Source organism: Pseudovibrio sp. Tun.PSC04-5.I4 (genome assembly GCF_900104145.1).
Classification (GTDB): Bacteria; Pseudomonadota; Alphaproteobacteria; order Rhizobiales; family Stappiaceae; genus Pseudovibrio.
The window spans coordinates 120148-142500 of record NZ_FNLB01000006.1; the positions used below are offsets into that span (position 1 = coordinate 120148).

A 22353-nucleotide genomic window follows, 5' to 3' on the forward strand; every position below is an offset into this window, starting at 1 on the left:
TAAGTTCTCGTCACGGGTAACTCAGCTTGCTGAAACTCTCGCAGAAGTTCCTGTGCCAATTGGTTTCGTTTGCCAAGGGTATGTACACAAGCCCGCTAAACCTCCTTGGTCGTCAGCGGTGTACAGAATAACAGCGAACCGAACGTTCGAGTGAACCTCAACCTTTTCGATAATAGTCCGGCTTTCATTTGCTTTTGTTCGTGGAGGATGATGGGCTCTAGGCCTACACTCCGACTAAATGTCGCTCCTTGCATCTGAATGTCTCCTCACACTCTCCATCACATCCGCCAAAACCTCGTAAACCTCCGGCTCAATCATCTGACTTACGTTGAAACGCATGTATTGGCTCATGGATTGAGAGGGGCTGAAGACGTTGCCCGGTGCGAGAACCATGTTCCGCTTCAAGGCTGCACGGGCAACATCTGCTGAATCTACTAGATCAGGGAGAGTGCACCACAGATAGAACCCGCCGCGCGGGGTCAGCCATGGTTGAATGCCGAGATGTGAAAGCTGAGCGGTCGCGTCTTGCATCACTCGTGAGAGACGTCGGTGCAAGGTTTCCCTATGCTTGCGATAACTGCCAGAGCTCAGCACTGAATACAGCAGTTCCACCGTCAAAGGGCTGGGCCCGCCAAAGTTCGTTGCCAATTGAAGGTCTATGAGCGCTTCCACCCAATCTGGACGCGCAGCAATATAACCGCAACGCGTTGAGGCAGAGAGTGTCTTGGAAAAACTACTAATGCGAATAACGCGGTCCAGACCATCCAGCACCGCCAGACGAGGAGAAGGCTCCGGTTCAAACCCCGCGAAAGTGTCATCTTCCACAATAACCAGATCATGCGCCGCCGCAGCCTTTAATACCTGATGTGCAATCTGCGGCGAGAGGGAAGCCCCTGTTGGATTGTGGATCGCAGTGTTGGTGATATAGAGCCGTGGTTTGTGTTCCTTCAATGCATCAACAAAACGCACCATATCCGGGCCAGCAGGCGTGTAAGGCACACCAATGACCTGAACTTCATGAGCCCTCAACAACGCCTGAAAGTTGAAATAACATGGGTCATCCAGAAGAACCACATCTCCCGGACGAAGAAGAAATCGACAAATCAAGTCAATGGCTTGCGTGCCAGAGGATGTAAGTAGAATCTGATCAAGGTCTACATCCAAACCTTCACCGGCAAACTGTTGGAAAAGGAGCCGGCGGAGATTATAGGCACCGCGTGTGCTGCCGTATTCTGTAAGCACCGCATCCTCTGCACGCGCAAGGCTTCGGATCGCTTTGCGAAGCGCGGTGTTCGGCATCCAGTCGGAGGGAAGCCAGCCGCAGCCGGGCTTCAACATAGCAGGGCTTGCGTCCAAAGATTGGCGAGAAACCCAAAACGGATCAATAGCCTGATCAAGCTGCGGGGCAATTTCAGTCAGTTTGAGAGGGGCAGTATTTCCCGAGACAAAAAAGCCGGAACCGGGACGAGACCGAATAACACCTTCTGCCACCAGCCTGTCATAGGCATCCGTAATTGTGGAAGGGGAAACACCCATCGTAACCGCGAAGCTGCGTATGCTGGGCAACCTCTCTCCCGGCGAAAGCGCACGGCTCGCTATTCTGTTTTGGATTGCATCCATAACGTCGCTTGTACGTGTGCCTGCCATCTACATCTTTCCAAGTGTACTGTTTAATGTACCCATACAGTTTGGTGTAATTGTATTGTTCTGTATCTGTTTTGGCCAGCCTTATCTCGCTATGACCAATCCTCAATTAAAGAGGTGTGAAATGCAAAGAACAACAACAGGATGGGGCAGCGGTCTGCTGGGTGTGCTTATTTTCAGTGGTTCACTACCGGCAACCCGCACAGCTGTGAGTGGATTCGATCCTCTTTTCCTCACCTCAGCCCGCGCGGCTATTGCTGCTCTTTTGGGAGCTACACTTCTCATCGTGCTCAGGCAAAAACTGCCAGCCCGAGGCGATCTGGCATCACTGGCCATTATCGCGCTAGGTGTGGTTGTGGGGTTTCCATTGCTAACAGCACTGGCGCTTCAACACATCACCGCCGCCCATTCCACCGTCTTCATAGGCCTCTTGCCATTATCAACCGCAGTCTTTGGCGTACTCCGTGGAGGAGAGCGTCCTAAACCTGCCTTCTGGTTGTTTTCCTGTGTTGGCGGCGTGCTGGTGGCAGGTTTTGCTTTGAGCAATGGCGGCGGGGCTTCAATGCAAGGCAATCTGCTCATGGTTGCCGCGATCATACTTTGCGGCCTTGCTTATGCCGAAGGAGCCGTGCTTTCCCGCCGGCTAGGGGGCTGGCAGGTGATTTCGTGGGCTCTGGTATTGGCTCTGCCTGTTATGTCGGTGCTTACTCTGTTACAGATGCCACAAGATTGGTCAGGCATCAGCCCGCAGGCATGGTTTGCTCTGGGGTATGTCTCTACCTTCAGCATGCTGATCGGGTTCGTGTTTTGGTATCATGGCCTGGCCCATGGCGGCATTGCGAGCGTAGGCCAACTGCAATTGTTGCAACCGTTTTTCGGTTTGGTGCTGGCTGGATTGCTTTTGGGGGAAACCGTGGCGCTTTCTATGATCGCTGTGACAGTTCTCGTCGTCTGCTGCGTCGCAGGTGCAAAGCGGTTCGCTTAAAATGCGGGCCTCCAATAACGAGGCCCGCCAACATTCAAATACCTAAACCCGCCGCAACAACTGCACAACGGTGGAACCCGGCTCGCGTAGAGGCGAGGTACACACAGACAGCACACGGCCCGCACACGGCGCTTTGTAGGTCGCAACCACATCGCCAAAAGCGTTGGAAAGAGTGGCAACGTCCTGCCCCTCAACAACATCTTCATTGAGCTTTACCAGCACCCGTGCAAACCCACCTTGGTCTGCACGAATGGATACGTCGTCATTGCCAACAAAGCTCTCGATACCCAGCAGATCAACCTTACCCTTGATCATGCCGTAGTCGATCATGGTGTTGAGCACGCCCTGCACCCCACGGCGCGTCATATCAGGGTCAAAAATGTTCGCGCAGCCCAGCTCAACGGTGAGGGATGGAATACCGGCCATAACCAACTCTGTTTCTACAGAACCATCAATGCCGTCATCCTCTTGGATCTGGTCTGCTGGCTGCAATGCCGCCAGTCGGCAGACATCAGCACTGCGGAAATCGGCAAACAGAAAATACGGAAAGGCTGATCCGGTAGAATCCGTGTGCAGGTCCAAAAAGAGGTCCGCGTTACCCATGTAAAGATTGTGCCACAACGCATAGGCAAACCGGCTGCCCGCGTTGGAGCTGTTCGCATCTCCCGGCATCATCCGGTTGAGGTTGGTCAGCGTCTGGGTTTCTGTCTGCGCCGGATAATACCGCGACGCCAGCTGCATACCGGGCGGGTTTGCACCGGGGACGAGCACAACAGTACCCTTCAGATTGACTGGGTCCAGATGCGGCAAAACCTGATGGATCACATCCACGCCTTGCACTTCATCTCCATGCAAGGTGGACTGCAAAAACAACTTTGTCCCGTCGTCCTGCCCCTTCACCACGATCACAGGGATGCGGTGATAGTTGCCCAGAGAATCCGTTGTGGCTTTAAAGAAGAAACGGTGCGTTCCAGCAGAAAGCTCATCCACGCTGAGCTTCTCGATAACGGGTACACCATCAATAATATCGGAAGTTATTTTCATGCCAGACATCTAAGGGGCGAACTCTCCAAAATGCAAGGAAGCACCCTTAGAACCTTGTGATGAGATCAACCTTTTCTAAGCAGTTTCATATTGCGACTCGCTCGATAATAAACGTACACACCCGTATACGAATAAAGGGGTAGGGCGTGACGACAGCACATAAAACAGCATTTTCTGGCTTGCAGGAGATCTATGATCTGGCAAGGCCGCGTTACCCGAAGAAAGCTCTGGATCATATTTGCGGTCTGCTGCCTCAGTCGGCAGGGGTGGAGAAGAAACACTTGTTGGATGTCGGCTGCGGCACGGGCATTCTCACCCGTCAGCTACGGGATGCCTGTCGCGATTTCAAAATCACCGGCTGTGATTTGAATGAAGACATGATCTCCCAGGCCCGCGCCAGCGATAAAAAGGGCCGTACCAACGCTGAAACCGGTGCAATAGAATGGCACATCTCCCCAGCTGAAACCTTACCGTTTGCGTCAGACAGCATCAACCTGATCACCGTTGCTCAGGCCGCGCAGTGGTTTGTCCGTCCTCAGTTTTATACCGAAGCGCAGCGCCTTTTGAACCCCACTTCCGGCAGGCTCGTCATCCTTGAGAACAACCGCAATCTGGAAGCCAGCGCGTTTATGGAGGATTACGAGGCCCTCATTGAGACACATAACCCAACATATTCCCGCAATTATCGCGGGTTTGATTATGCGGGCGAAATGGCGTCTGCGGGCTTCAAACAGGTAGAGACGCATAACGTGCCGTGGACCCGTACAATGGAACAGGCAAATTTCGTGCAAATGGCGAAGTCCTCCACAAAGGTGCAGGCTGCAATCGAAGCAAGTGGCGGAGAGTTCCTAACCCACCTCAGTATGATCTTGCAAAGGCATTGGGGCAGGGCAGGCAGTGTGAATGTAGCCTACACCACAGCGCTGTATTGCGGTAAAGTTTAGCCACACTTTTACATTTAGATATTGGATCGCGGCAGATGTCCTGGATTTCATACACTCCTTTTAAAGATGCAACAGGACGCTTGAAGGCGTCCTATGAGAAGTACAAAAGACCCAACAACACAATCGCCAATATCTTCAGCGTGCATTCTCTGCGCCCGCATACGCTGGAAGGTCATGTAGCGTTTTACCGGTCTGTGATTGGACATTCCGGAAATACGTTGCCTCTGTGGTTTCTGGAGGCCATCGGCGTCTATGTGAGCGTGTTAAACAACTGCGCCTACTGCATTGATCATCACATTCATTTTGGCGGAGTTGCCTATCCGGAGAGTGCAGACCAGTGGGATGACATTGCTCAGTCCTTAAAGGACGTCACGCCCTCCGCTGCCTTTCACGGTAAGCAACTGGCATTCATGGATTACGCTGAGAAACTCACCAGCGCACCATCCTCCATCACTGAAGAAGATATTGCAGCTCTTCGCGAGGCGGGGGCAGACGATGGTGCGATTCTGGAGGTCAATCAGGTGGCAGGTTACTTCGCCTACGCCAATCGCACAGTCCTCGGTCTTGGCGTATCTCTGGCTGGAGAAACCCATGAGGCGAGTTAGAGCCATAGTGGCCAGATAGGCTTGCTCTAAAACCCTATGAGCCGCTCCAGCCGAGCATCAGATCTTTTCTGCCAGAAGTATAATGCCAGCACCCTCCTCAAAGAATGCATCTCTCATCAGGTCATTCTTCAAATCGTGACTTAAAAGATCAAAGCTTATGCCCGGAACAATTATTTTGAGATGAAAGCCAGCTTCGCGTATGTATTTTGCCAAGCCATATCCCGAGAAGGATATAGTGTGTGGTTCATACAAAATATTGTCGCGATTTCCTTGCCTGAGGCGATGAATTTGGTCAGCTCCATCCGGCACTTCAACAAGGAGCTTTCCACCAGGCTTCAAAGCTTTGTGTACCTTACCGAAAAACGCGGGTAACTCACCGATATAAAGATGTTCAATTATATGGCTTGCAATAACGTGATCAATAGCCTCGTTGAGCTGTTCCAACTTAACCAGATTAACGCCAAGCTCTTTTCCCAAAATCTTCTGGGAGTAGGGATCAGGCTCGTCTGCAAACTTCTGCAACGACTTGGATTCTCTTAAAGTGACGCCCACCCCACAGCCGATATCTAAGATCGAGTGTGCCTTGTCATGTTCAAGTAAATCGAGATGTTTCTTGGCCCGCTGCCTCATACGCTCAAAGGTAGGTGATTGATAAAACGGATTAGACGCATGATAAAACTCTCCACTGTAGGTGCGAAAAGGTTGGACGTTCTCTTGGTATTCCTCCGCGTAATATGCGTCGAGATCAAAATCGATAAATGGCACGAAAGTCATGCCGCAAGAGGTACATCGCACATGCAAAAGGCGGGCAAATTTCTCGCTTTTGACAAAGGGATACGAAGCGACTTCTAATGCCGACCCTGAGATTGATTTACAGCATGTCCAGTGCTGGCTAAGGTCATCCACTAGTTGGAATTCAGGGGCATTTCTTCGGACCCGAACCATAAAGCCTGCATATTTATCGTAATTATCTCTAACTCGTTTGAATTTATTGATGTCTTTTCGGATGTTCTTTAGATGGCCAATTGATCTATTCAGCAAATCTGACATATCTCACCTGCATAAAATTTTGCTTTATTATTCTTATTACCGCAGATGACGAAACCCTTGAATAAATGCCCTTGACCCAGAGGGGGATTACTATGTCGAGCCTAGCTCTATGCGTAAACGATCACTAAATCACGTAGCCTCAATGCATTTGCAGGCAGCCTTGCAAGAGTTAAGCGTGAAAAAGTACAACTATAAATTGACATGAGATACTAGTTGATACATACATGTATCATGTCAATACCACTCCAAAACACCACCAAAGATAAATTGCTTGAGGCTGCTGTGCGGGTGCTCAACGTCCACCCCGGAGCCTCCCTAGCTGATGTTGCCCTGCGAGCCGGTGTAAAGCGGGTCACGCTGCACCGAGTTATCGGCACGCGGGAAGATTTGCTGCGAGAACTGGCCCTGCGCTCGCTGGCGCAGACGGACGCCGCATGTCAACACGCGGTCATCGGCAAAGCTAAGTCCATCGACCAGCTGAAAGCCATTGTCGCCGCTCTTGTCCCTCATGCGGAGAATTGCCACTTCCTCTGGAAAAATCCAGATATCTGTGATGATCCGGAAATCGCGCGTGATGTAAAACACCATGAGAAGGTGCTGCTTACGCTCATAGAGCGCGTCATAACTGAGGGGCACATCCAACCATCGCTTTCGCCTAAGTGGGTTATGGCTTCTCTTGATGCTGTGCTTTACGCTGCTGCAACCACAGCACGGCAAGAGGATATGCCCATGGAAGAGGCCAGTTCCCTCGCTGTGCAAACGTTGTTTGGCGGCATCAAAGCATAACGAATCCAACCTGCATCATAAGCCGAGCAAAAACAGTCAGCCTATCCGCACCTATAAAGGCCACCGCGCAATGGCCTCAGGAGAGTATGAGATGAATGCCCAGTTGAAGCCCAGCCGTCTTGAAGGTCTGGACCTTGCCCGTTTCATTGCCTTTGTCGGAATGGTCATCGTCAACTTTTCCATCGTGATGGGAGCTGAAGGGGCACAAGGTGGCCTCGGCTTTATCTTGCAAGCTCTGGAAGGCCGCGCCGCAGCAACGTTTGTGGTGCTGGCTGGGGTTGGATTGGGTCTGGCTGCACAGCTGGGTGACATCAACCTCACTGCTTGGGTGACTGTGAAGCGCGCTTTGTTTTTGCTGGCGCTCGGCTTGCTTAATATGCTTATCTTTGATGCAGACATCCTGCATTACTACGCGTTCTATTTCCTGTTTGGTGTCATGTTACTCAAGCTGAATACCCGCGCGCTCATCGGGGTAATTCTCGCAATAGTCTTTGCCGCATTGGCACTGGTGTTTTTGCTGGATTATGACGCGGGTTGGAACTGGTCAGACTACACCTATCAGGGCTTTTGGACGCCGCTTGGTTTTGTCCGCAACCTGTTCTTCAACGGCTGGCATCCGGTTATACCGTGGCTGGCGTTTTTGCTGTTTGGAATCGTGCTCAGCCGGTTGTCACTGTCAGAGACCAAAACCCAGCGCAATTTGATGATCGGCGGGTTGATTGGCTTCATCGCCGCAAACCTCATCAGCCTTGGTCTTGAGGCATCCTTGTTCAGAACCCATTTTGAGCTCGCCGTTCTGGCAGGTACAAGCCCGATCCCACCTATGCCCATGTATATGGCGGTGGGAATGTCCGCGGCCTCTTTTGTCATCGGCCTGTGTTTGCTGCTTGCAAAGCCTCTGGCCCGCATAAAGGTGTTGGCAGTGCTCAACCCGGCAGGGCGCCAAACGCTGACGCTCTACATCGCTCATATTCTGCTTGGCATGGGCACGCTGGAGGAGCTCGGCTTGCTGGGCGGCCAGACCTTGCAAACCTCCATGCTCGCGTCGGCTCTGTTCTGCGCCATCACCATAATCTACGCCTATATCTGGAGCCGTTTCTTCAAGCGCGGCCCCATTGAAGCCCTCATGCGCAAAGTTGCCGGATAGCCAGTTGCATGCGATTAATTGAGAGACACAACACTGGTGTTTCTCAGTACGGAAAGGGTGGTTCACCCTAAGTCTCATTTGAGTTCACTTTGCAAGACAAACCAGCGTCTTAACGAACTGCAGCTTTTAAGGACTAAGTGAAGGCAGGCTATTGCCGAGCTAGGCGGTACGGCGAAGCCTGCTCAGGGTCACAGGTGTCATACCCAAAAAGCTCGCAATGCATCCATGTGAGAATTGAGATTCATGGTCGGGATAACGGTCTCTGAACCAAGTCAGTCGTTCTGCACCACGGAGCGCAGCCAGACACCACTCGCGATCCGTTTTGCGTGCAAGCTCCTCGCGGAGCACAGCATTAGCCCAATCCCGAACCTCGTCAGATTTCAGCATTACTGCCACAAGTGCAGCTGCATCTAACTCTGCAATGGTTGCATCCGTCGTGAGTTCCAGTGACACGAGGGACGTCATCTCGCGTGTGCGCGCAACATGCGGTGTGATGATGCACGGACTGCTGTGAAATCCGACGCAGACATTGCGACCGTCGTAGTCGGTGATTTGGCTGATCGCCCTTCCGTCCAAAATCACGAGCTCGCTGCTAACCGGATCCCCCTGACGGGCCAGAATTTTACCTTTAGGAACCCAGCTGACCTTCCAAGCTTTCTCGAATTCGGCGAGCGTTGGTGTCGAGAGAGTAGGATCGATTATGCGAATGAGGCCAGCCAAATCCAAAATGTCATTTCCGTTATCAGATGATAATGCCCCGGATGCCGAAAACTGGGCAACTGTGTGTACACGCAGGAGTATATCATATGTTTTTACAGTTCTCACCCCAAGCACGGCGCGCATTTGTGTTTGGCGTGGCGGGGATTACAATCTACTTGTTCATGGTACTCGGTACTTTGGCCAACTTAGAAGCGCTTTCGGGTCTTAAACCGTTTGATATGCGGCCAGCAGGTTATGGGCCAGAAGATGCTCACGCTCTACTTGCATCCTTAGGAGAGGCGGGCCGTAAGTATTATCTTGAGCGTCAGTTGTTGCTGGACGCGCTCTACCCAGCACTTCTTGCATTGACGCTTTCTAACTTCTTCTATTTGACCGGAAATGGTTTGAATGTCGGCAAGTTGGTCCGGGCGGGTGTCATCATCTCCTGGCTCGCTGCAAGTTTAGACTATGTTGAAAATGCCTGTATTGCAGCCATGCTGAAGCTTTGGCCTGAAATACCCAACGCGCTTGTCAATGTTGCCAGTTTAGCAACCATCTCGAAGTCGATCTCAACTTCTCTTGCAGTGACTGGTCTCGTAGGCCTTATTATTTGGAGGATGTGGTGCAAAAGGAAGATGAGCTTGGCAGCTCAGCCCTTTGACACTGGCGCTGATATCAAACCTTGAACGAAAGCTGCCGTCCGCCGGACGAAATGGAAGCTCTCATCTGGGCTTCAAAGGTGATTTGGTTTCACAAGGCGAACGACTGGGAAGGGCTCAGTGCAGCAAGTAGCAGGACCACGGCTCAACGCAGGCAACGTGCCAAGGTGTTGGATTTTTAATGCCAGCGAAAGTGCGCTCGCCGCCCTTTAAAATGCAAGACCGCACTCTATAACCATTTGATGAGAAGAGATATTTAGAATGTAAGGCTCTAAAGGCAGCGTTCTGCGGATGAGCAGCAGCTTGAAACCCTCACAATATCCACGAGCGAGGGAAGCGGTTACCGCTGATACAGAGCCTCACCGCCGCACAGAGGAGTGCGAGATAGACCGCCTAAACTGGCAATGGGAACTTGTACCAGTCCAAGGCGATGTTGCCGTCAGGTACGGTGGGGAAGGTGGAAATAGGAAGAAGACAGCTCACACTCTGTCGTCTTCCCGCATTTACTGCGGGATCCAGAGCGATACCACCGACCTCAGCATCTTTGGCTCTAGATCCCGGATCTGCGCTCCGCTCGTCCGGGAAGACACTGGTGGCCGGGCCAAAGCGAAGCGACCCACCTCAACGTCATCCCGCACTCGATGCGGGACCCAGTAATCTGAAGTCCTAGAAGTTAGGGGAGATCTGCTTCTGTGATGAGGTTGAACTGTGCAACTCAGGACAATCTTTGATAGTTATTAGGTGAGCTTATGATCGTAGAATTATGGGTTTCGGGATTACCAAGAATGAGTTTAGGAAAATGTTCCGATGAAAAGTGAAAAGCCTACATTTTCGGACTGGATTCATCTGAAAAAAGCGATCGATTTTTCAAAAGCTCCATGGCTTGGGGGGCTTTTGGGAGCAGCCCTATTGTATTCGGCAATAGCGATTTTCTTGATTTGCTTGTTTGGCTTATGGCACCTATTGGCGGCATTTTTGGGGTATGGGCAATATGCATCTGATGCGACCGGTAGCGCGATTAGAAACATTGGCTTGGTGTTAGCCGCCGCATTTAGCGCCCCATTTTTAGTGTGGCGGTCCGTTGTGGCTCAGAAAAATGCCGATACAGCCGTTCAAAGCCAGATAACAGATCGAATAAACAAAGCTGTCGAAGGATTAGGTACGGAAAAGCTTATAAAACAAATAGTTGAACTGCCTCGATACAAAACAAAAGATGGCAAATGGCTACGAGATGAAGACGGAAATCCCATATCAGCAGTGCGCCCCGACGGACAACCTCTAATAGACCGTGAGACTCATGAAAGTAGTGTGCCCAATCTCGAAGTTCGTATTGGTGCGATTTATGCGTTGGAACGAATTGCACAGGATAGCATGCGTGATCACTTGCAAATTATGGAAATCCTCTGCGCATACGTGCGGGAAAACGCTCCAGCTTCTAATTTAGAGCCCACCGAACCACCATTAACGAAGATTATCCCGAAAACTGATATCCAAGTCGTAATAAATGTATTGGGTAGACGGTCGGAAGAGCAGTTAAATACCGAACAAGAAAAGAAGTTTCGCCTCGACTTGAGAAATGCTGATCTCTCAGGAATAGATTTCCGCCATGGCAATTTTAACGCTGCATTGCTTATTAATTGTAGGTTTGAAGCGGCTTTATTTGGTAACGCTAGTTTGGAAGGAACTCTTTTTTATGGTGCACTTCTAAATTTCGCAGAATTTGCGGATGCGGATCTAAAAGGTACGCGGTTTGATTTTGCGAGTATTAACCGCCCCAAACCGCAAGTTGGCTCGTTAGCGGTAAAATATATCGGCGCAGAGTCTATATCATTGGGAAATATATATGGAATTTCTTTGGTTGCTGCGGATATTTCGGCTGTCCATTATCTGGGATCTGTTCCAGCAACCAATTTGACCTTCGGATCATCAGATACGCAACTAAGTTCTGAACTTGCATTCGAAAGAGACGAGAGTTACCTCGCATTGCAGAAAATTGAAGGGTTGCGAAGTGAGAGGGAATTTGAAAAGGCAGCAGCAATGGAAGCTGATTTATATAGCAAGTCACCATTTACAACTTGGGTTCCATTTGATGGTAATGATCTTGATATAGGCTCTGCGTTCAGCGAATTTCAAAAAAGACTTGGCTTAGTAGGTTGGCCTCATCAAGGATAGGTGCACAGTCTGCATGTGTTGAATAGAACTGTATTCCTATTACTTTGTTTGTCGCTGATGCTTTTCACTCATGTTTCTCTCCCCCAAACCACAACACTTGCAATCATGTGGGTTTTTGTGTATTGCACCCCCAACGCAAATTTTGTTGGGGCTTTGCCTCGACTGGACTTGCCCCCCTGCTGTTTCTGAAAATACGGAAATCAGCCACGCTCGAGCGGGATATTGCACGGGCACGCACCGTGGTCCGAAGCGCTTGAGAGGCATGCGTCTCACAATTTTCAACGGACTTCAAACAAACGAAGCTGAGCTGCTGTTGGCCCAAAAACGCCACAGCGTACATTCATAGCTTCTATAATTTAGGTCACTGTACAAGAGATACTCTTGCGCAGGCGGCTAAAGCGCGCTCCGGTTGGTTTGCACAGTCAAACCACAAGAACGCGCGTAAAAACGAGAAGTTAGAGAATGTCAGGCGAATGCAGAATTCCGCAACATGCTCTTACATGTCTTGAGAAAGAATAACATTTGAAAACCTTTGCAGACGCAGGTCTTGCTGAACCAATCCTTCGTGCCGTTACAGCACAGGGCTATGAAACCCCTACTCCAATTCAAAGCGAAGTCATTCCGGTAATGTCTGCGGGCGAGGACGTCCTGGGCATCGCGCAAACCGGTACGGGTAAAACTGCTGCCTTCGTTCTTCCGCTGCTCACACGACTGGCCCAAGACCGCAAAAAACCAGCGCCGCATACATGCCGTGCGCTTATTTTGGCACCAACCCGCGAGCTGGCCTCCCAGATTGCGGAAAGCGTGCGCGTTTATGGCCAGTTCATCGGTCCATCCTATGCTGTTATTTTTGGTGGCGTAAAGCCGGGCCCACAGCTCCGTGCGCTCTCCCGTGGGTTGGATATTGTTATCGCAACACCGGGCCGCCTTGAAGATCACATGGGCACCCGTGGCATCCGGTTGGATGCAACAACAACCATCGTTCTGGATGAAGCAGATCAGATGCTTGACCTTGGTTTTGCTCCGGCGATCCGCCGTATTTTGAGCAAGCTGCCAAAGACACGCCAAACTGTTCTGCTCTCCGCAACCATGCCAACGCAAATTCGCAAGCTGGCCAAAGAGTTCCTGAACAATCCAAAGGAAATCTCTGTTGCGCCGGTTTCTCGTCCAATCGAGAAGATCGAGCAGTCTGTCCGTTTGCTCAATGCCAGCGGAAAACGAGCCGCTCTGCAGGAAATCCTGTCTCAGGATGATGTGGAACGCGCAATCGTGTTCACCCGCACCAAACGCGGTGCAGACCGTGTAAGTGGCAATTTGGAAAAAGCGGGCCTCTCAGCTGCTGCTATCCATGGCAACAAGAGCCAGCGTCAGCGCGAAAAATCTCTGAGTGGTTTTAAAACCGGTGCAGTGAAGATCCTCGTGGCAACTGATATTGCAGCTCGCGGTATTGATATTGATGGCGTCAGCCATGTAATCAACTTCGAACTGCCAAACGTGCCAGAAGCTTATGTTCACCGTATTGGCCGTACAGCCCGTGCAGGCAAAAGCGGCATCGCGATTTCCTTGTGTGATCAGACAGAACAGCCATACCTGCGCGACATCGAGCGCTTGATTGGCCGTAAACTGGCAACGGGTGATAGTGACTGGGCTCCAGGGACACCGGAAGCTGAATATGATCCGGCAACCGAACCGCATCGTATGACGCGCAACAAGGGCCAGCAGAACAATCGCCGCCGTACTGGTGGCGGCGGTCAAGGCCGCGTAGCAGCAGCCAATGGCGGGCGTTCAGGCGCAGCAAATGGTGGCCGTCCAAGAGCGGCCAACGGCGAGGCAGCAGGCGAGGGCGCACCACGCGGTGCTCAGCCAAATCGCGGTCCAGCTAAAACTGCTGTAGGTGGTAAACCAGCAGCAGGTGGCGGTCGCGGTCGCGGCGGTAAGCCAACCGGTAACCCAGGCGCGAATGCAGGCAGCAGAAATGGCGCCGGTAACGGTGGTCGTGGTGGAGCAGCAGCAGCTCCAGCGGCAAACCGTCAACGCCGGTCCAACCGTTCAGCACCAGCTGCGCAGCGTTAAAGCGCATTCCCGAAAAGTGGATACGGTTTTCGGATAAGAATACGCGTGAAAGCAAAGAGATAAATCAGTTTAGGTAATCCGAAGGATGGCAAACTGCTTTATCTTTAGAATATAGAGACGAAATTTTAGAACACCGGGGCCGGTAAAGCGCTCCGGTGTTCTGCTATCTGCAGGTAGCTCATCTGTTCTAAACAGCGCTGTCTTCCGCCCGTGTGCCAAAGTTGGCGGGGGAGACGATTTCAATCAACTCAAAATCCTCGGAATGTTCAATCTCCCTGTGGCGAATGCCAGCTGGCTGCACAACGCAATCTCCCGGCTTTACGGTGTGGATGCCGTGGCCTTCATACTCAAACCGGGCCCAGCCTTTCAGCACATAATAAAACTGGAAGGAGCACTCATGCATATGCCATTGCCCTGTCGCGTTGTGCCCCTCTCGCGCCCGGATTACATGGGCAACAACATCTCCATTGGTTGCCTTTGCCACACCAAGATCGCGATACTCAAAATAGGGTCGCAGGCCCCGAGCCTCAAACTTCGCGCTCTCACCCTCGCTGTGGCTGAATGATTGTTCCTGTTCCATAATGGTTACCCCTCCCACCTAAAAGGGCCAGTAGGGAATGCTTTACTTGCGGCGTCAACCGCACAATGGTCGAGCTGGGTGAGATCAAAGATAGAGATAACTGGCGGTCGTGAAGTAAACCAGCACCCCAAGCACATCGTTGCTGGTGGTGATGAAAACACCTGTCGCCGCTGCCGGGTCAATGCCAATGCGATCCAGAATGACAGGCACGGACGCCCCAACCATGGCTGCAACAGTGGTCACGATGACAAGCGAGAGAGCCGCGGTGAGCGCCAACCACACCGGATCATGGATGTCGAAGATAATCGCCCCAAGAGTGATCAGAAACGTCAAAACACACCCTGCAATCAAGCCGTTGGAAAGGGCCCCGCAAAACTCCTTCCAAAGCCGGAACAGCGTGCTGCCTGTCCAGATAGATCCCGTGGCAATGCCTTGAACCGCCACAGCAGAGGCCTGCAAGCCGGAGTTTCCCGCCATGGACATGATCACCGGAATAAACGCGGCTAAAATAGCGGCTTTCTCCAGCTCCTCTTCAAAAGAGCCAACCACCACGGCAGCCACTGCGGAACCAATCAAGCCCGTCATCAACCAGGGCAATCTCCCTTTGATGATCCGACGGACAGAATCTGATGGCCGCGCTTCCGGCGAAACCCCGCCCATCAACATCAAATCTTCTGATAGCTCCTCACGCGCAATCTGGTTCATTTGCTCCGTGGTGATCCGGCCAATCAACCGGCCTGTACTGTCGATCACGGGCATCGTGGAAACCTGCCGCTTTGCCGCCTTGCGCAGCACATCTTCCTGATCCATCTCCGCAGACACCGCCAGCACATTGGCGTCCATAACATCGCCAATGCGCGTAGACGGCTCTAGCGTCAGTAGGCGGGTCACATCCAACCGTCCCACCAGCTTGTAGCTTTCATCCACCACAAACACAGTTCGAAACCGCCCAACAAGGTTATACTGACCTTTGATCGCTGCAATCGCCCGCTCAGCGGTATAATCCTCCTGAAATGCCACAAATTTCCGGCTCATCAGGCGGCCAGCGGTGTCTTCCTCATGCTCAATACGCGCTTCAATCTCCGCTCTGGCATCCAATCGCGGAATAACGCGGTCCAGCAAACTCTGCGGAAACTCCTCCAACGTATCCGCAAGGTCGCTTTCCGTCATCGTGTTCAGGATGTCGACAAGACGGGTGATGGTCTCGACGCGCAGCAGGGCAGCCCGAAAATCGGGGTAAAGCTCAGCAAGGATTTTGGCGGAAGGACGGATAGGCAACATGCTAAACAATTGCCGCGCATTTGAAAGGGGAAGGGCAGTCAGCAACTGCAATAGATCAGTCGGCGGCCATTTGCGAAGCTGTTTGATAAGCGCAGTTGCCTTTTGCGCATGAAGCAGGGTCAGAACTTCATCCAGAACCAGCTTATTATGCTCGTTTGCGGCAAGGCCAGCTTTGCTGCTCCAATGGAGTGGCGCCTTATTCTTTGCCATGCTCCGCTCTCTCAATCAGATAACCAGTTAAATGGGTGGTACACACGTGTGGACCATGCCCGAGTGAGGTAAATCTCTGCCTAATAAGATTGGGAGGAAGCCGACGTTTGGTTCGGATACCTAAATTTTAAAATGAATGCAGATAGCTTCGCGTCGGAATCGTTTATCCAAACTGGGCTATGAGAAAGATGTAACAAACCAGACTTGATAGGTCGGATTGATTGGCTTGATGCGCAAAAAGGTCAGGCTTTTGAAAATAATCCGAGAAAGACGAGCCATGCCAATCTGGATCTATCCATATTATCAATTTCTCCGCGTCATGGCGGCAACCTTCCTTACGCTCCTTGCAATCAGTCTTGTCGCAACGACCTCCCAAGCGCAGGAGAGCTATGCGCAGGTTCAGCCCAATGAAGAGCTGACTGGGGCGGGATCCATGTACCCCGAAATACTCTTCACCGAGACCCTGCGGCTTTTCAGTAACGCCAATCCCAATATTGTTGTCATATATGATCCCATTGGCAGTGGCGCGGGGGTGCTCGCCCTCCAAAACGGCACAGTGGATTTTGCAGTCTCAAGCGCACCGCTGGAGGCCGTTCTCCCTCAAGAAGATAACAGTGAAGCTGGCAATGAACCAACCCAGAAAACCGGCAAGCTCCTGGAAATCCCGATCACAGCCGGAATGCTGGGTATCCTCTATAATATTGAGGGTGTTGGGCATCTGAAGCTGAGTCGCAATGCTCTGGCAGGTATCTTTGATGGTTCCATCCAATACTGGAACCATCGAGAAATAAGAATGGTCAACCCGGACCTCCACCTCCCGAAACTTAAAATAACAGTTGTCGGACGCAGTGATGCCAGCGGCGCAAACTTTGCCCTCTCCAGCCACCTAACGTCCGTGGAAAACACATGGTCAGAAATGACTGCTTCCATATGGCCTCCCAAAAACTTCCCCAAAGACACCATATACGTTCCCAGTTCTTCTCAAGTCGCGGCAAAACTGGCGGATGTAAACGGGTCTATCGGCTATGCGCCATCAGCATTTGGCAGCACGCTTGGGATTCCAATGGCATTGCTTGAAAACCAGAAAGGTAATTATGTCGCCCCGTCTCTCAATGCTGGTGAGGCCGCGATCGAGGCAATCAGCACAAGTGGAGACCCGTTGGCTGTTGAGCAGATCCTAGATCCGGAATCTCCCTTCGCTTACCCCATCGTCTTGTTTTTCTGGTTGGTAACGGCAGATGTTTATTCCGACGCTGATACAGGAAAGGACGTTCGTTCTTTCGCAGAGTTCGTGCTCAGTGGTCAGGCGCGTGGTGCATCTATCTCTTCCGGTTATATTCCGCTTCCGTCCAACATGCGCACAGCCGCGAAGAAGCTGTCAGCGACAATCCACTAAAATCAAACTACAAAAAAAACGGCAGAACTGATTCTGCCGCCTTCTTAATGTCTAGTGTGTCGTGGCTGCTATCAGCGTGGCTCGCTCATCAAGCCTTTAACAATCGAGAAACACGCAACCAGCAGAATCATTGCAAACGGGAACCCGGTTGAAACGGTCATTGCTTGCAAGCTGGTAAGTCCGCCACCAAGCAGCAATGCAATGGCGACTAGACCGACCAGAGCCGCCCAGAAAATGCGCTGCTGTACCGGCGCATTCACCTTGCCGCCTGCCGTAATCGTATCAATCACCAAAGAGCCGGAGTCAGAAGACGTCACGAAGAAGGTGATGATCAGGATAACACCAAGAACGGAAGTTATTTCAGACAGCGGCAAGTTGCTCAGCAACTCAAAGAGTTGGATTTCAGTCGCTGCGCTAGCGATTTTACCCAGTGTACTTGTGGATTCAAGGCTAATTGCTGTGCCGCCAAAAGCAGTCATCCAGAGTGTCGTGACAACGCTTGGGATGAGCAATACACAAATCATGAATTCACGAACAGACCGGCCACGGCTGATGCGGGCAATGAACATGCCAACAAAAGGTGCCCAAGAGAACCACCAGGCCCAGTAGAAGGTTGTCCAGCCCTGACGGAAGTTATCGTCTGTCCGACCAATTGGGTTGGAAAGAGCTGGCAAATACTCAAGGTATGCTTCCAGGTTCCAGAATAGGTTTTTCAAGATCGTTAGAGTTGGACCTGCCAGCACAACGAAACCCAGTAGCAGAGCTGCTGTAATCACGTTGAATGTGGACAGATGTTTGATGCCTTTATCCAGACCAAGAACAACGGAACACAATGCAATTGCTGAGATTGCAATGATCAGCACAACCTTGGTTGTTGTGGTTGCTTCAATGCCAAATAAGTGCTGCAAACCAGCGTTTGCTTGCTCTGCGCCAATACCCAATGATGTAGCCAGACCAAACAAGGTCGCAAATACCGCAAGGATATCGATGACGTGACCCGGCCAACCCCAAATGCGTTCACCTAGAATTGGGTAGAAGATGGAGCGGATGGTGAGCGGTAGGCCTTTGTTATAGGTAAACAGTGCCAAGCCAAGCGCAAGTACAGCGTAGGTTGCCCAAGGGTGTAAGGCCCAGTGGAAGATGGTGGAGGCCATTGCAAGGCGTTCAGCTTCCGCACCGCTCAGGGCTGCACCGCCCAGTGGGGCCCAACTGCTACCAGAAGTGATGGAAGAAAAGTGACCGAGAGGCTCTGCTACGCCATAAAAGACAAGACCGATACCCATGCCAGCAGCAAATAGCATGGAGAACCATTCGCTGTATTTATAGTCTGGTTTTGCATCTCTGCCGCCGATGCGTACTTTGCCCAATGGTGAAACAATCAGGAAGAGGCAAAGCAACACGAAGATATTGCCGGCAGCTAGGAAAAACCAGTCGAAGCTAGATGTGAGCCATACGCGTAAATCGTTGAAAATCGGCCCGACTTCATCTTTGTAGAGCAGAGTAACAGCAACAAAAATTGCAATCGCGATACTGGAGACGGTGAAAACGACATTGTGAACGTCGAACGCAACACCAGCGATCTTTGGAGTTATATTGTCCTGTCCAAGTTCGTAATCTGTATCAATAATGTTGGTCGGCCCTTCTGGGGCCCGAATGAGGTCTGCGCAGGTTTGGTCAGTCATACTGGTCCTGTTTGTTTGCAGAACACCCACGGATGCAGCGATACCGCGCACACGACGTAGGTTAGGTAGCTCAACCAAGAGCCATGATCCGCTTATTTACCATCTGCCGCGAAGAGCTTGCATGATCACTGCCAAAACGAAAAGTTCCACACCGGTTTGGCAGGAGTTGGCAACGCGGTCGCCCCCAAGGTGGGGGCGCAGATAGGTTGAGGCGTCAAACAGCGAGAGTGATCAGGCGCTTAAAGAAGGCCGACGCTGATATGAAGTGAAAGTTGACGCCACTTAATGTGGGGCGAACCTACAAATATGGATGAGGTGCACACAAGCGTATAAGTGCGTATGCGTGGTGCAGATGTGCGCAAATTGGTTAAAAACGACCCAATTCTATCTCTTATGGGTGATATATAGGTAAAATGTGCAATCAAACATTCACAGTTGTGAATTATTAATATACTAAACTACTAATAGTAATTTAGATATTTCGATTTTTTGCAACACTGCGCAATCTTTTTAGGCCAATTATTTCGGCTCCGGGGCATTTAAATGAAGATTATTTGTCTGCTGACAGCAGCAACGGTTCTTTCTATTGGGTCAGCGTCTGCCGGTGAAGTCCTTATAGGTCTTGGCTATGACGATGCGGTGCGAGGCCGATCTGCTTCTATCGCGGCCGAAATCGAAGTTCGCTCTGAACCTGTTTGGACCTATGGCTCTTTTGGGGTTCGTGGTGGTGCAGCTGTAGAAGTAGACGCCGATGCAGATTTCTGGGCTGGTGCTGGTATCATCGCAACATACGATCTGACGCAGGACCTCCGCTTAGAAGGTAGCTTCATGCCAGGTTATTATGCAGCCTCTGATGATGGCACAAACTTGGGCCACAAACTTGAGTTCCGCAGCCAGGCCGCAATCTCCTATCAAATTATGGAGGGCAAGCGTGTGGGTTTGGCATTTGAACACAAGTCCAACGCCAACATCGGCACGAAAAACCCCGGCATTGAAACCGCGTTTGTAACGCTGTCCTCGACATTCTAGGCAGAGCGCCTTTGTATATCTCCGGGACAATTGCCATTTACGGCTTGAGCTTTCAAAGACTCGTTTGAGCGAGGATGTGTGCCCCGCTCAAATAAATTGGTGCTGTCACCTCACATTATGACAAGGACCAGTTGGCAACGATGTTTTCTGCGTTGGTCAAAATCTCTTCATCATACGCAGTGTCAATGAAGCCGGTGTTCTCCTTGACTTGCCATTCCTGATAGGCACCTGCGATGATCGGCCCGACTGCGTCTTGCGCGAGCAGCCATCCCATAGCCAGATGAGCCAGAGGCATTCCAACTCTCGCAGCAAAATCCTTCAATTCGTTCGCGCAGCCCAGATACTGCTCCAGCAAAGGTGAGTTCAGTTTAGGGTTGTTCGCTCGGTCGTCGTTCTTGTCAAAATTGCCTTCAGTTTTGAAGGAACCTGTCAAAAGGCCCTGCATAAGCGGGCTGTAGGGCAGGTACTTGATATCGTTCTCTTCGCAGAGCGGAATGATCTCGTCCTTACTCCGGTAGCTTAGCGGAATATTATGATAATGCGTGGCATTCGGCTCCAGAAGATTATAGAGGCCCTGATAAGTGGCCAGCTCACAATGCCTCATCAGGTCTTTGGTCATCTCCAAAGAGAAGTTTGAAACTCCCAGATGACGGACTTTGCCACTTGCCACGACAGCAAGCAAACCCTCAGCCGTTTCTTCAATTGAAGTGTCGGGATCGGGCCAATGGCACTGCAATATGTCAATGTAATCTGTTTTTAGGCGAAGCAGGGATTGATCCACCTCCTCAACAATTGAGGCTTTGGTGAGGTTGTTTTTGACGTGCCGTTGTGGGTTGTTCCATACAAGACCACATTTACTGGCGATAAAAACTGTCTCTCGCTCAAATGGCTCTAATGCTTTCCCCAGCAGCGTTTCAGCATGTCCCATGCCGTATACCGGGGCGACATCAAAAAAGTTGATGCCCACATCTACTGCCGTTCGCATGGTTCGGATGGAAGTCGCATCCTCTGTATCGTTCCAGGTGCCACCCACTGCCCAGCAACCAAAACCGAGAGCAGAGACGTCCATATCTTTCAAACGCTTGAAAATCATTGTTATATCCATGACTTGGTAACTCTTGAAAAAGAGGAGCACACGAATCTATGAAAAACAATGTGTTATAAAGGCATTTCCGATGTGCGAAGCTCGACTGAACTTATGTTGGAGCAATGGGATCGCGCCTTTATAGTGCTAATTGTTGGAGAAGACCGTTGGTAATCGTGGGTGTCTTTGATAGATGATTCCATCATCCTGCATATTACAAAGTATGTGTGCTGATCTGTGGTCCAGTTTGGTTGCTGCACCAAAGCCGAAGTCACTTGCCTTCGCCCCGAAAGATTGAGAGGTCTGGACCGTTGGAGGATTAGTTAAAGAGTGAGGGGCATAGATTAGGAGAGAGGGAGGATAACTTTTGTCCACGATGTGCTTTCATTTGGTTCCTCAGCTCATATGCCTAGAGCTACGTCCTCTAATCATAGCCACACGAAAGCCGTCGGATTTACGGAGTTTTCCGCCTAAGAACGCAGCAATCCTACATTCCACGCAAACCAACGCAAGTTAGAACGCAAACATAGCAATTGCCGAATGATGGTAATTGCTAAACCTTCGGTCTCGGTTTTCTGGGTCCTTTACTTTGGAGGTCCTCTTCTGGAAAGGGGAGCTTGTGCATTCAACTCGGAAGACCTTCGGAACTCCAGACGGAGAATAGGTGGGCATAAAAGCTCGCTCTTTCAGGATCCGTTGTGCATCGATCCTTTAGATACGGCCCAGTTGAATATCAACGCGGTGAAGCCCAGCCGGCGACTTGGTAAAGTTTTCTCTGTTTTCAATCCTATAGTGAGCACTGTTTATAGACGCGGTTCTCCAAGCTAGAAACTAAGCCGTATAAGAGTTCACCAACACAGCATTCACAGCGTTGAGACCAACGTGAGTAGGTTCATCCAGCGTCCTGTTTCAATAACGACAAAATCCACGGCCATTATGACCTGCGGGTTTTGTATTCGGCACACCTTTAAAAAATCTGGTGACAGCAGTCTCTGATGGAAGTGATTGGGTTCGGCGCCTCTAATAAGGCGCCTCCACTTGAAATTGCCGGTATGACATGAACGAATCTCCGCCAATTCAATCACGCTTCAGAGTGCGTGGTGTAGGGGGAACCTAATAAGAGGACTTAGGAAGAGCCAGTTATCGACCTTTTTCTGCACTCCTGAGCCATCTCCTGATATTAGTTTACCAGCGCTTTTGGGCAATCCTCAAAGCTGACTTAAAGGCATCTTGCTGAGGAGATTCCATATGTCCATAAACAGTGGGGATATGGGATTGGCTTG

Annotated in this window: 18 protein-coding genes; 10 read left to right on the top strand and 8 right to left on the bottom strand. The window is 51.0% G+C overall.

Translation table 11 applies throughout. The annotated features are described in order from the left end of the window. Positions 1–234 precede the first annotated feature (234 nt). Positions 235–1647: an aminotransferase-like domain-containing protein gene (locus tag BLS62_RS05590; protein ID WP_093178013.1), complete on the bottom strand. Its 1413-nt coding sequence runs from the start codon at positions 1645–1647 to the stop codon at positions 235–237. Between the two features lie 121 nt (positions 1648–1768). Here BLS62_RS05590 and BLS62_RS05595 point away from each other — a divergent pair, with 121 nt between their 5' ends. Further along, the gene (locus BLS62_RS05595; RefSeq protein ID WP_093178016.1) at positions 1769–2629 is read left to right on the top strand and encodes a DMT family transporter; all 861 of its coding nucleotides are present in this window, start codon (positions 1769–1771) and stop codon (positions 2627–2629) included. A 42-nt stretch (positions 2630–2671) separates the two neighbouring features. On the opposite strand, the gene BLS62_RS05600 is transcribed toward BLS62_RS05595, so the two are convergent. Beyond that, a complete protein-coding gene (locus BLS62_RS05600; protein WP_093188469.1) occupies positions 2672–3673 on the bottom strand; it encodes a succinylglutamate desuccinylase/aspartoacylase family protein in 1002 nt (333 codons plus the stop codon). Between the two features lie 146 nt (positions 3674–3819). Here BLS62_RS05600 and BLS62_RS05605 point away from each other — a divergent pair, with 146 nt between their 5' ends. Both BLS62_RS05605 and BLS62_RS05610 read left to right on the top strand, forming a co-directional pair. Further along, complete coding sequence (locus BLS62_RS05605; protein WP_093178019.1) at positions 3820–4617, top strand: class I SAM-dependent methyltransferase; 798 nt, start codon at positions 3820–3822, stop codon at positions 4615–4617. A gap of 35 nt (positions 4618–4652) precedes the next feature. Then, positions 4653–5222, top strand: a complete 570-nt coding sequence (locus BLS62_RS05610; protein ID WP_093178021.1) for a carboxymuconolactone decarboxylase family protein — start codon at positions 4653–4655, stop codon at positions 5220–5222. A gap of 57 nt (positions 5223–5279) precedes the next feature. Here BLS62_RS05610 and BLS62_RS05615 read toward each other — a convergent pair whose 3' ends face one another. Then, complete coding sequence (locus tag BLS62_RS05615) at positions 5280–6272, bottom strand: methyltransferase domain-containing protein (protein ID WP_093178024.1); 993 nt, start codon at positions 6270–6272, stop codon at positions 5280–5282. Positions 6273–6503: 231 nt separating this feature from the next. Between BLS62_RS05615 and BLS62_RS05620 the strand changes: the two genes are divergently transcribed. Together BLS62_RS05620 and BLS62_RS05625 are read left to right on the top strand one after the other, a co-directional pair. Beyond that, positions 6504–7058, top strand: a complete 555-nt coding sequence (locus tag BLS62_RS05620) for a TetR/AcrR family transcriptional regulator (protein WP_093178027.1) — start codon at positions 6504–6506, stop codon at positions 7056–7058. Positions 7059–7149: 91 nt separating this feature from the next. Beyond that, positions 7150–8205: a DUF418 domain-containing protein gene (locus tag BLS62_RS05625; protein WP_093188472.1), complete on the top strand. Its 1056-nt coding sequence runs from the start codon at positions 7150–7152 to the stop codon at positions 8203–8205. Between the two features lie 159 nt (positions 8206–8364). Here the strand turns inward: BLS62_RS05625 and BLS62_RS05630 are convergent, their stop codons facing one another. Next, on the bottom strand, positions 8365–8931 hold the full coding sequence (locus BLS62_RS05630; RefSeq protein ID WP_093178029.1) for a Crp/Fnr family transcriptional regulator: 567 nt from the start codon (positions 8929–8931) through the stop codon (positions 8365–8367). An 80-nt stretch (positions 8932–9011) separates the two neighbouring features. Here BLS62_RS05630 and BLS62_RS05635 point away from each other — a divergent pair, with 80 nt between their 5' ends. The 3 genes from BLS62_RS05635 to BLS62_RS05645 all read left to right on the top strand — a co-directional run bounded on the left by BLS62_RS05635 (position 9012) and on the right by BLS62_RS05645 (position 13808). After that, positions 9012–9590 (top strand): hypothetical protein, encoded by a 579-nt coding sequence (locus tag BLS62_RS05635; RefSeq protein WP_093178032.1) that lies wholly within the window; start codon positions 9012–9014, stop codon positions 9588–9590. 780 nt (positions 9591–10370) lie between these two features. Continuing rightward, positions 10371–11735 carry a pentapeptide repeat-containing protein gene (locus BLS62_RS05640; protein ID WP_093178034.1) on the top strand — a complete coding sequence of 455 codons (1365 nt, stop codon included), beginning with the start codon at positions 10371–10373 and terminating at the stop codon, positions 11733–11735. A gap of 522 nt (positions 11736–12257) precedes the next feature. Beyond that, the gene (locus BLS62_RS05645) at positions 12258–13808 is read left to right on the top strand and encodes a DEAD/DEAH box helicase (RefSeq protein WP_208990697.1); all 1551 of its coding nucleotides are present in this window, start codon (positions 12258–12260) and stop codon (positions 13806–13808) included. 187 nt (positions 13809–13995) lie between these two features. On the opposite strand, the gene BLS62_RS05650 is transcribed toward BLS62_RS05645, so the two are convergent. Both BLS62_RS05650 and mgtE read right to left on the bottom strand, forming a co-directional pair. Next, positions 13996–14388, bottom strand: coding sequence for a cupin domain-containing protein (locus BLS62_RS05650; protein ID WP_093178037.1), 393 nt, complete (start codon positions 14386–14388; stop codon positions 13996–13998). Positions 14389–14472: 84 nt separating this feature from the next. Beyond that, entirely contained in the window at positions 14473–15879 is a 1407-nt protein-coding gene (gene mgtE, locus BLS62_RS05655) for a magnesium transporter (protein WP_093178039.1), read from the bottom strand. A 277-nt stretch (positions 15880–16156) separates the two neighbouring features. Between mgtE and pstS the strand changes: the two genes are divergently transcribed. Next, positions 16157–17275 carry a phosphate ABC transporter substrate-binding protein PstS gene (gene pstS / locus BLS62_RS05660; RefSeq protein ID WP_208990698.1) on the top strand — a complete coding sequence of 373 codons (1119 nt, stop codon included), beginning with the start codon at positions 16157–16159 and terminating at the stop codon, positions 17273–17275. Positions 17276–17346: 71 nt separating this feature from the next. Here pstS and BLS62_RS05665 read toward each other — a convergent pair whose 3' ends face one another. Then, positions 17347–18957 carry a BCCT family transporter gene (locus tag BLS62_RS05665; RefSeq protein ID WP_093178042.1) on the bottom strand — a complete coding sequence of 537 codons (1611 nt, stop codon included), beginning with the start codon at positions 18955–18957 and terminating at the stop codon, positions 17347–17349. A gap of 543 nt (positions 18958–19500) precedes the next feature. Between BLS62_RS05665 and BLS62_RS05670 the strand changes: the two genes are divergently transcribed. Beyond that, positions 19501–19986 (top strand): acyloxyacyl hydrolase, encoded by a 486-nt coding sequence (locus BLS62_RS05670; RefSeq protein WP_093178045.1) that lies wholly within the window; start codon positions 19501–19503, stop codon positions 19984–19986. Between the two features lie 115 nt (positions 19987–20101). On the opposite strand, the gene BLS62_RS05675 is transcribed toward BLS62_RS05670, so the two are convergent. Continuing rightward, the gene (locus BLS62_RS05675; RefSeq protein ID WP_093188478.1) at positions 20102–21079 is read right to left on the bottom strand and encodes an aldo/keto reductase; all 978 of its coding nucleotides are present in this window, start codon (positions 21077–21079) and stop codon (positions 20102–20104) included. Positions 21080–22353: the final 1274 nt, after the last annotated feature.

Coding starts and splice junctions, on each gene's coding strand:
- BLS62_RS05590 (WP_093178013.1), bottom strand. CDS start 1,647: ATGGCAGGCACACGTACAAGCGACGTTATGGATGCAATCCAAAACAGA.
- BLS62_RS05595 (WP_093178016.1), top strand. CDS start 1,769: ATGCAAAGAACAACAACAGGATGGGGCAGCGGTCTGCTGGGTGTGCTT.
- BLS62_RS05600 (WP_093188469.1), bottom strand. CDS start 3,673: ATGAAAATAACTTCCGATATTATTGATGGTGTACCCGTTATCGAGAAG.
- BLS62_RS05610 (WP_093178021.1), top strand. CDS start 4,653: ATGTCCTGGATTTCATACACTCCTTTTAAAGATGCAACAGGACGCTTG.
- BLS62_RS05615 (WP_093178024.1), bottom strand. CDS start 6,272: ATGTCAGATTTGCTGAATAGATCAATTGGCCATCTAAAGAACATCCGA.
- BLS62_RS05620 (WP_093178027.1), top strand. CDS start 6,504: ATGTCAATACCACTCCAAAACACCACCAAAGATAAATTGCTTGAGGCT.
- BLS62_RS05625 (WP_093188472.1), top strand. CDS start 7,150: ATGAATGCCCAGTTGAAGCCCAGCCGTCTTGAAGGTCTGGACCTTGCC.
- BLS62_RS05635 (WP_093178032.1), top strand. CDS start 9,012: ATGTTTTTACAGTTCTCACCCCAAGCACGGCGCGCATTTGTGTTTGGC.
- BLS62_RS05640 (WP_093178034.1), top strand. CDS start 10,371: ATGAAAAGTGAAAAGCCTACATTTTCGGACTGGATTCATCTGAAAAAA.
- BLS62_RS05650 (WP_093178037.1), bottom strand. CDS start 14,388: ATGGAACAGGAACAATCATTCAGCCACAGCGAGGGTGAGAGCGCGAAG.
- mgtE (WP_093178039.1), bottom strand. CDS start 15,879: ATGGCAAAGAATAAGGCGCCACTCCATTGGAGCAGCAAAGCTGGCCTT.
- pstS (WP_208990698.1), top strand. CDS start 16,157: ATGCCAATCTGGATCTATCCATATTATCAATTTCTCCGCGTCATGGCG.
- BLS62_RS05665 (WP_093178042.1), bottom strand. CDS start 18,957: ATGACTGACCAAACCTGCGCAGACCTCATTCGGGCCCCAGAAGGGCCG.
- BLS62_RS05670 (WP_093178045.1), top strand. CDS start 19,501: ATGAAGATTATTTGTCTGCTGACAGCAGCAACGGTTCTTTCTATTGGG.
- BLS62_RS05675 (WP_093188478.1), bottom strand. CDS start 21,079: ATGATTTTCAAGCGTTTGAAAGATATGGACGTCTCTGCTCTCGGTTTT.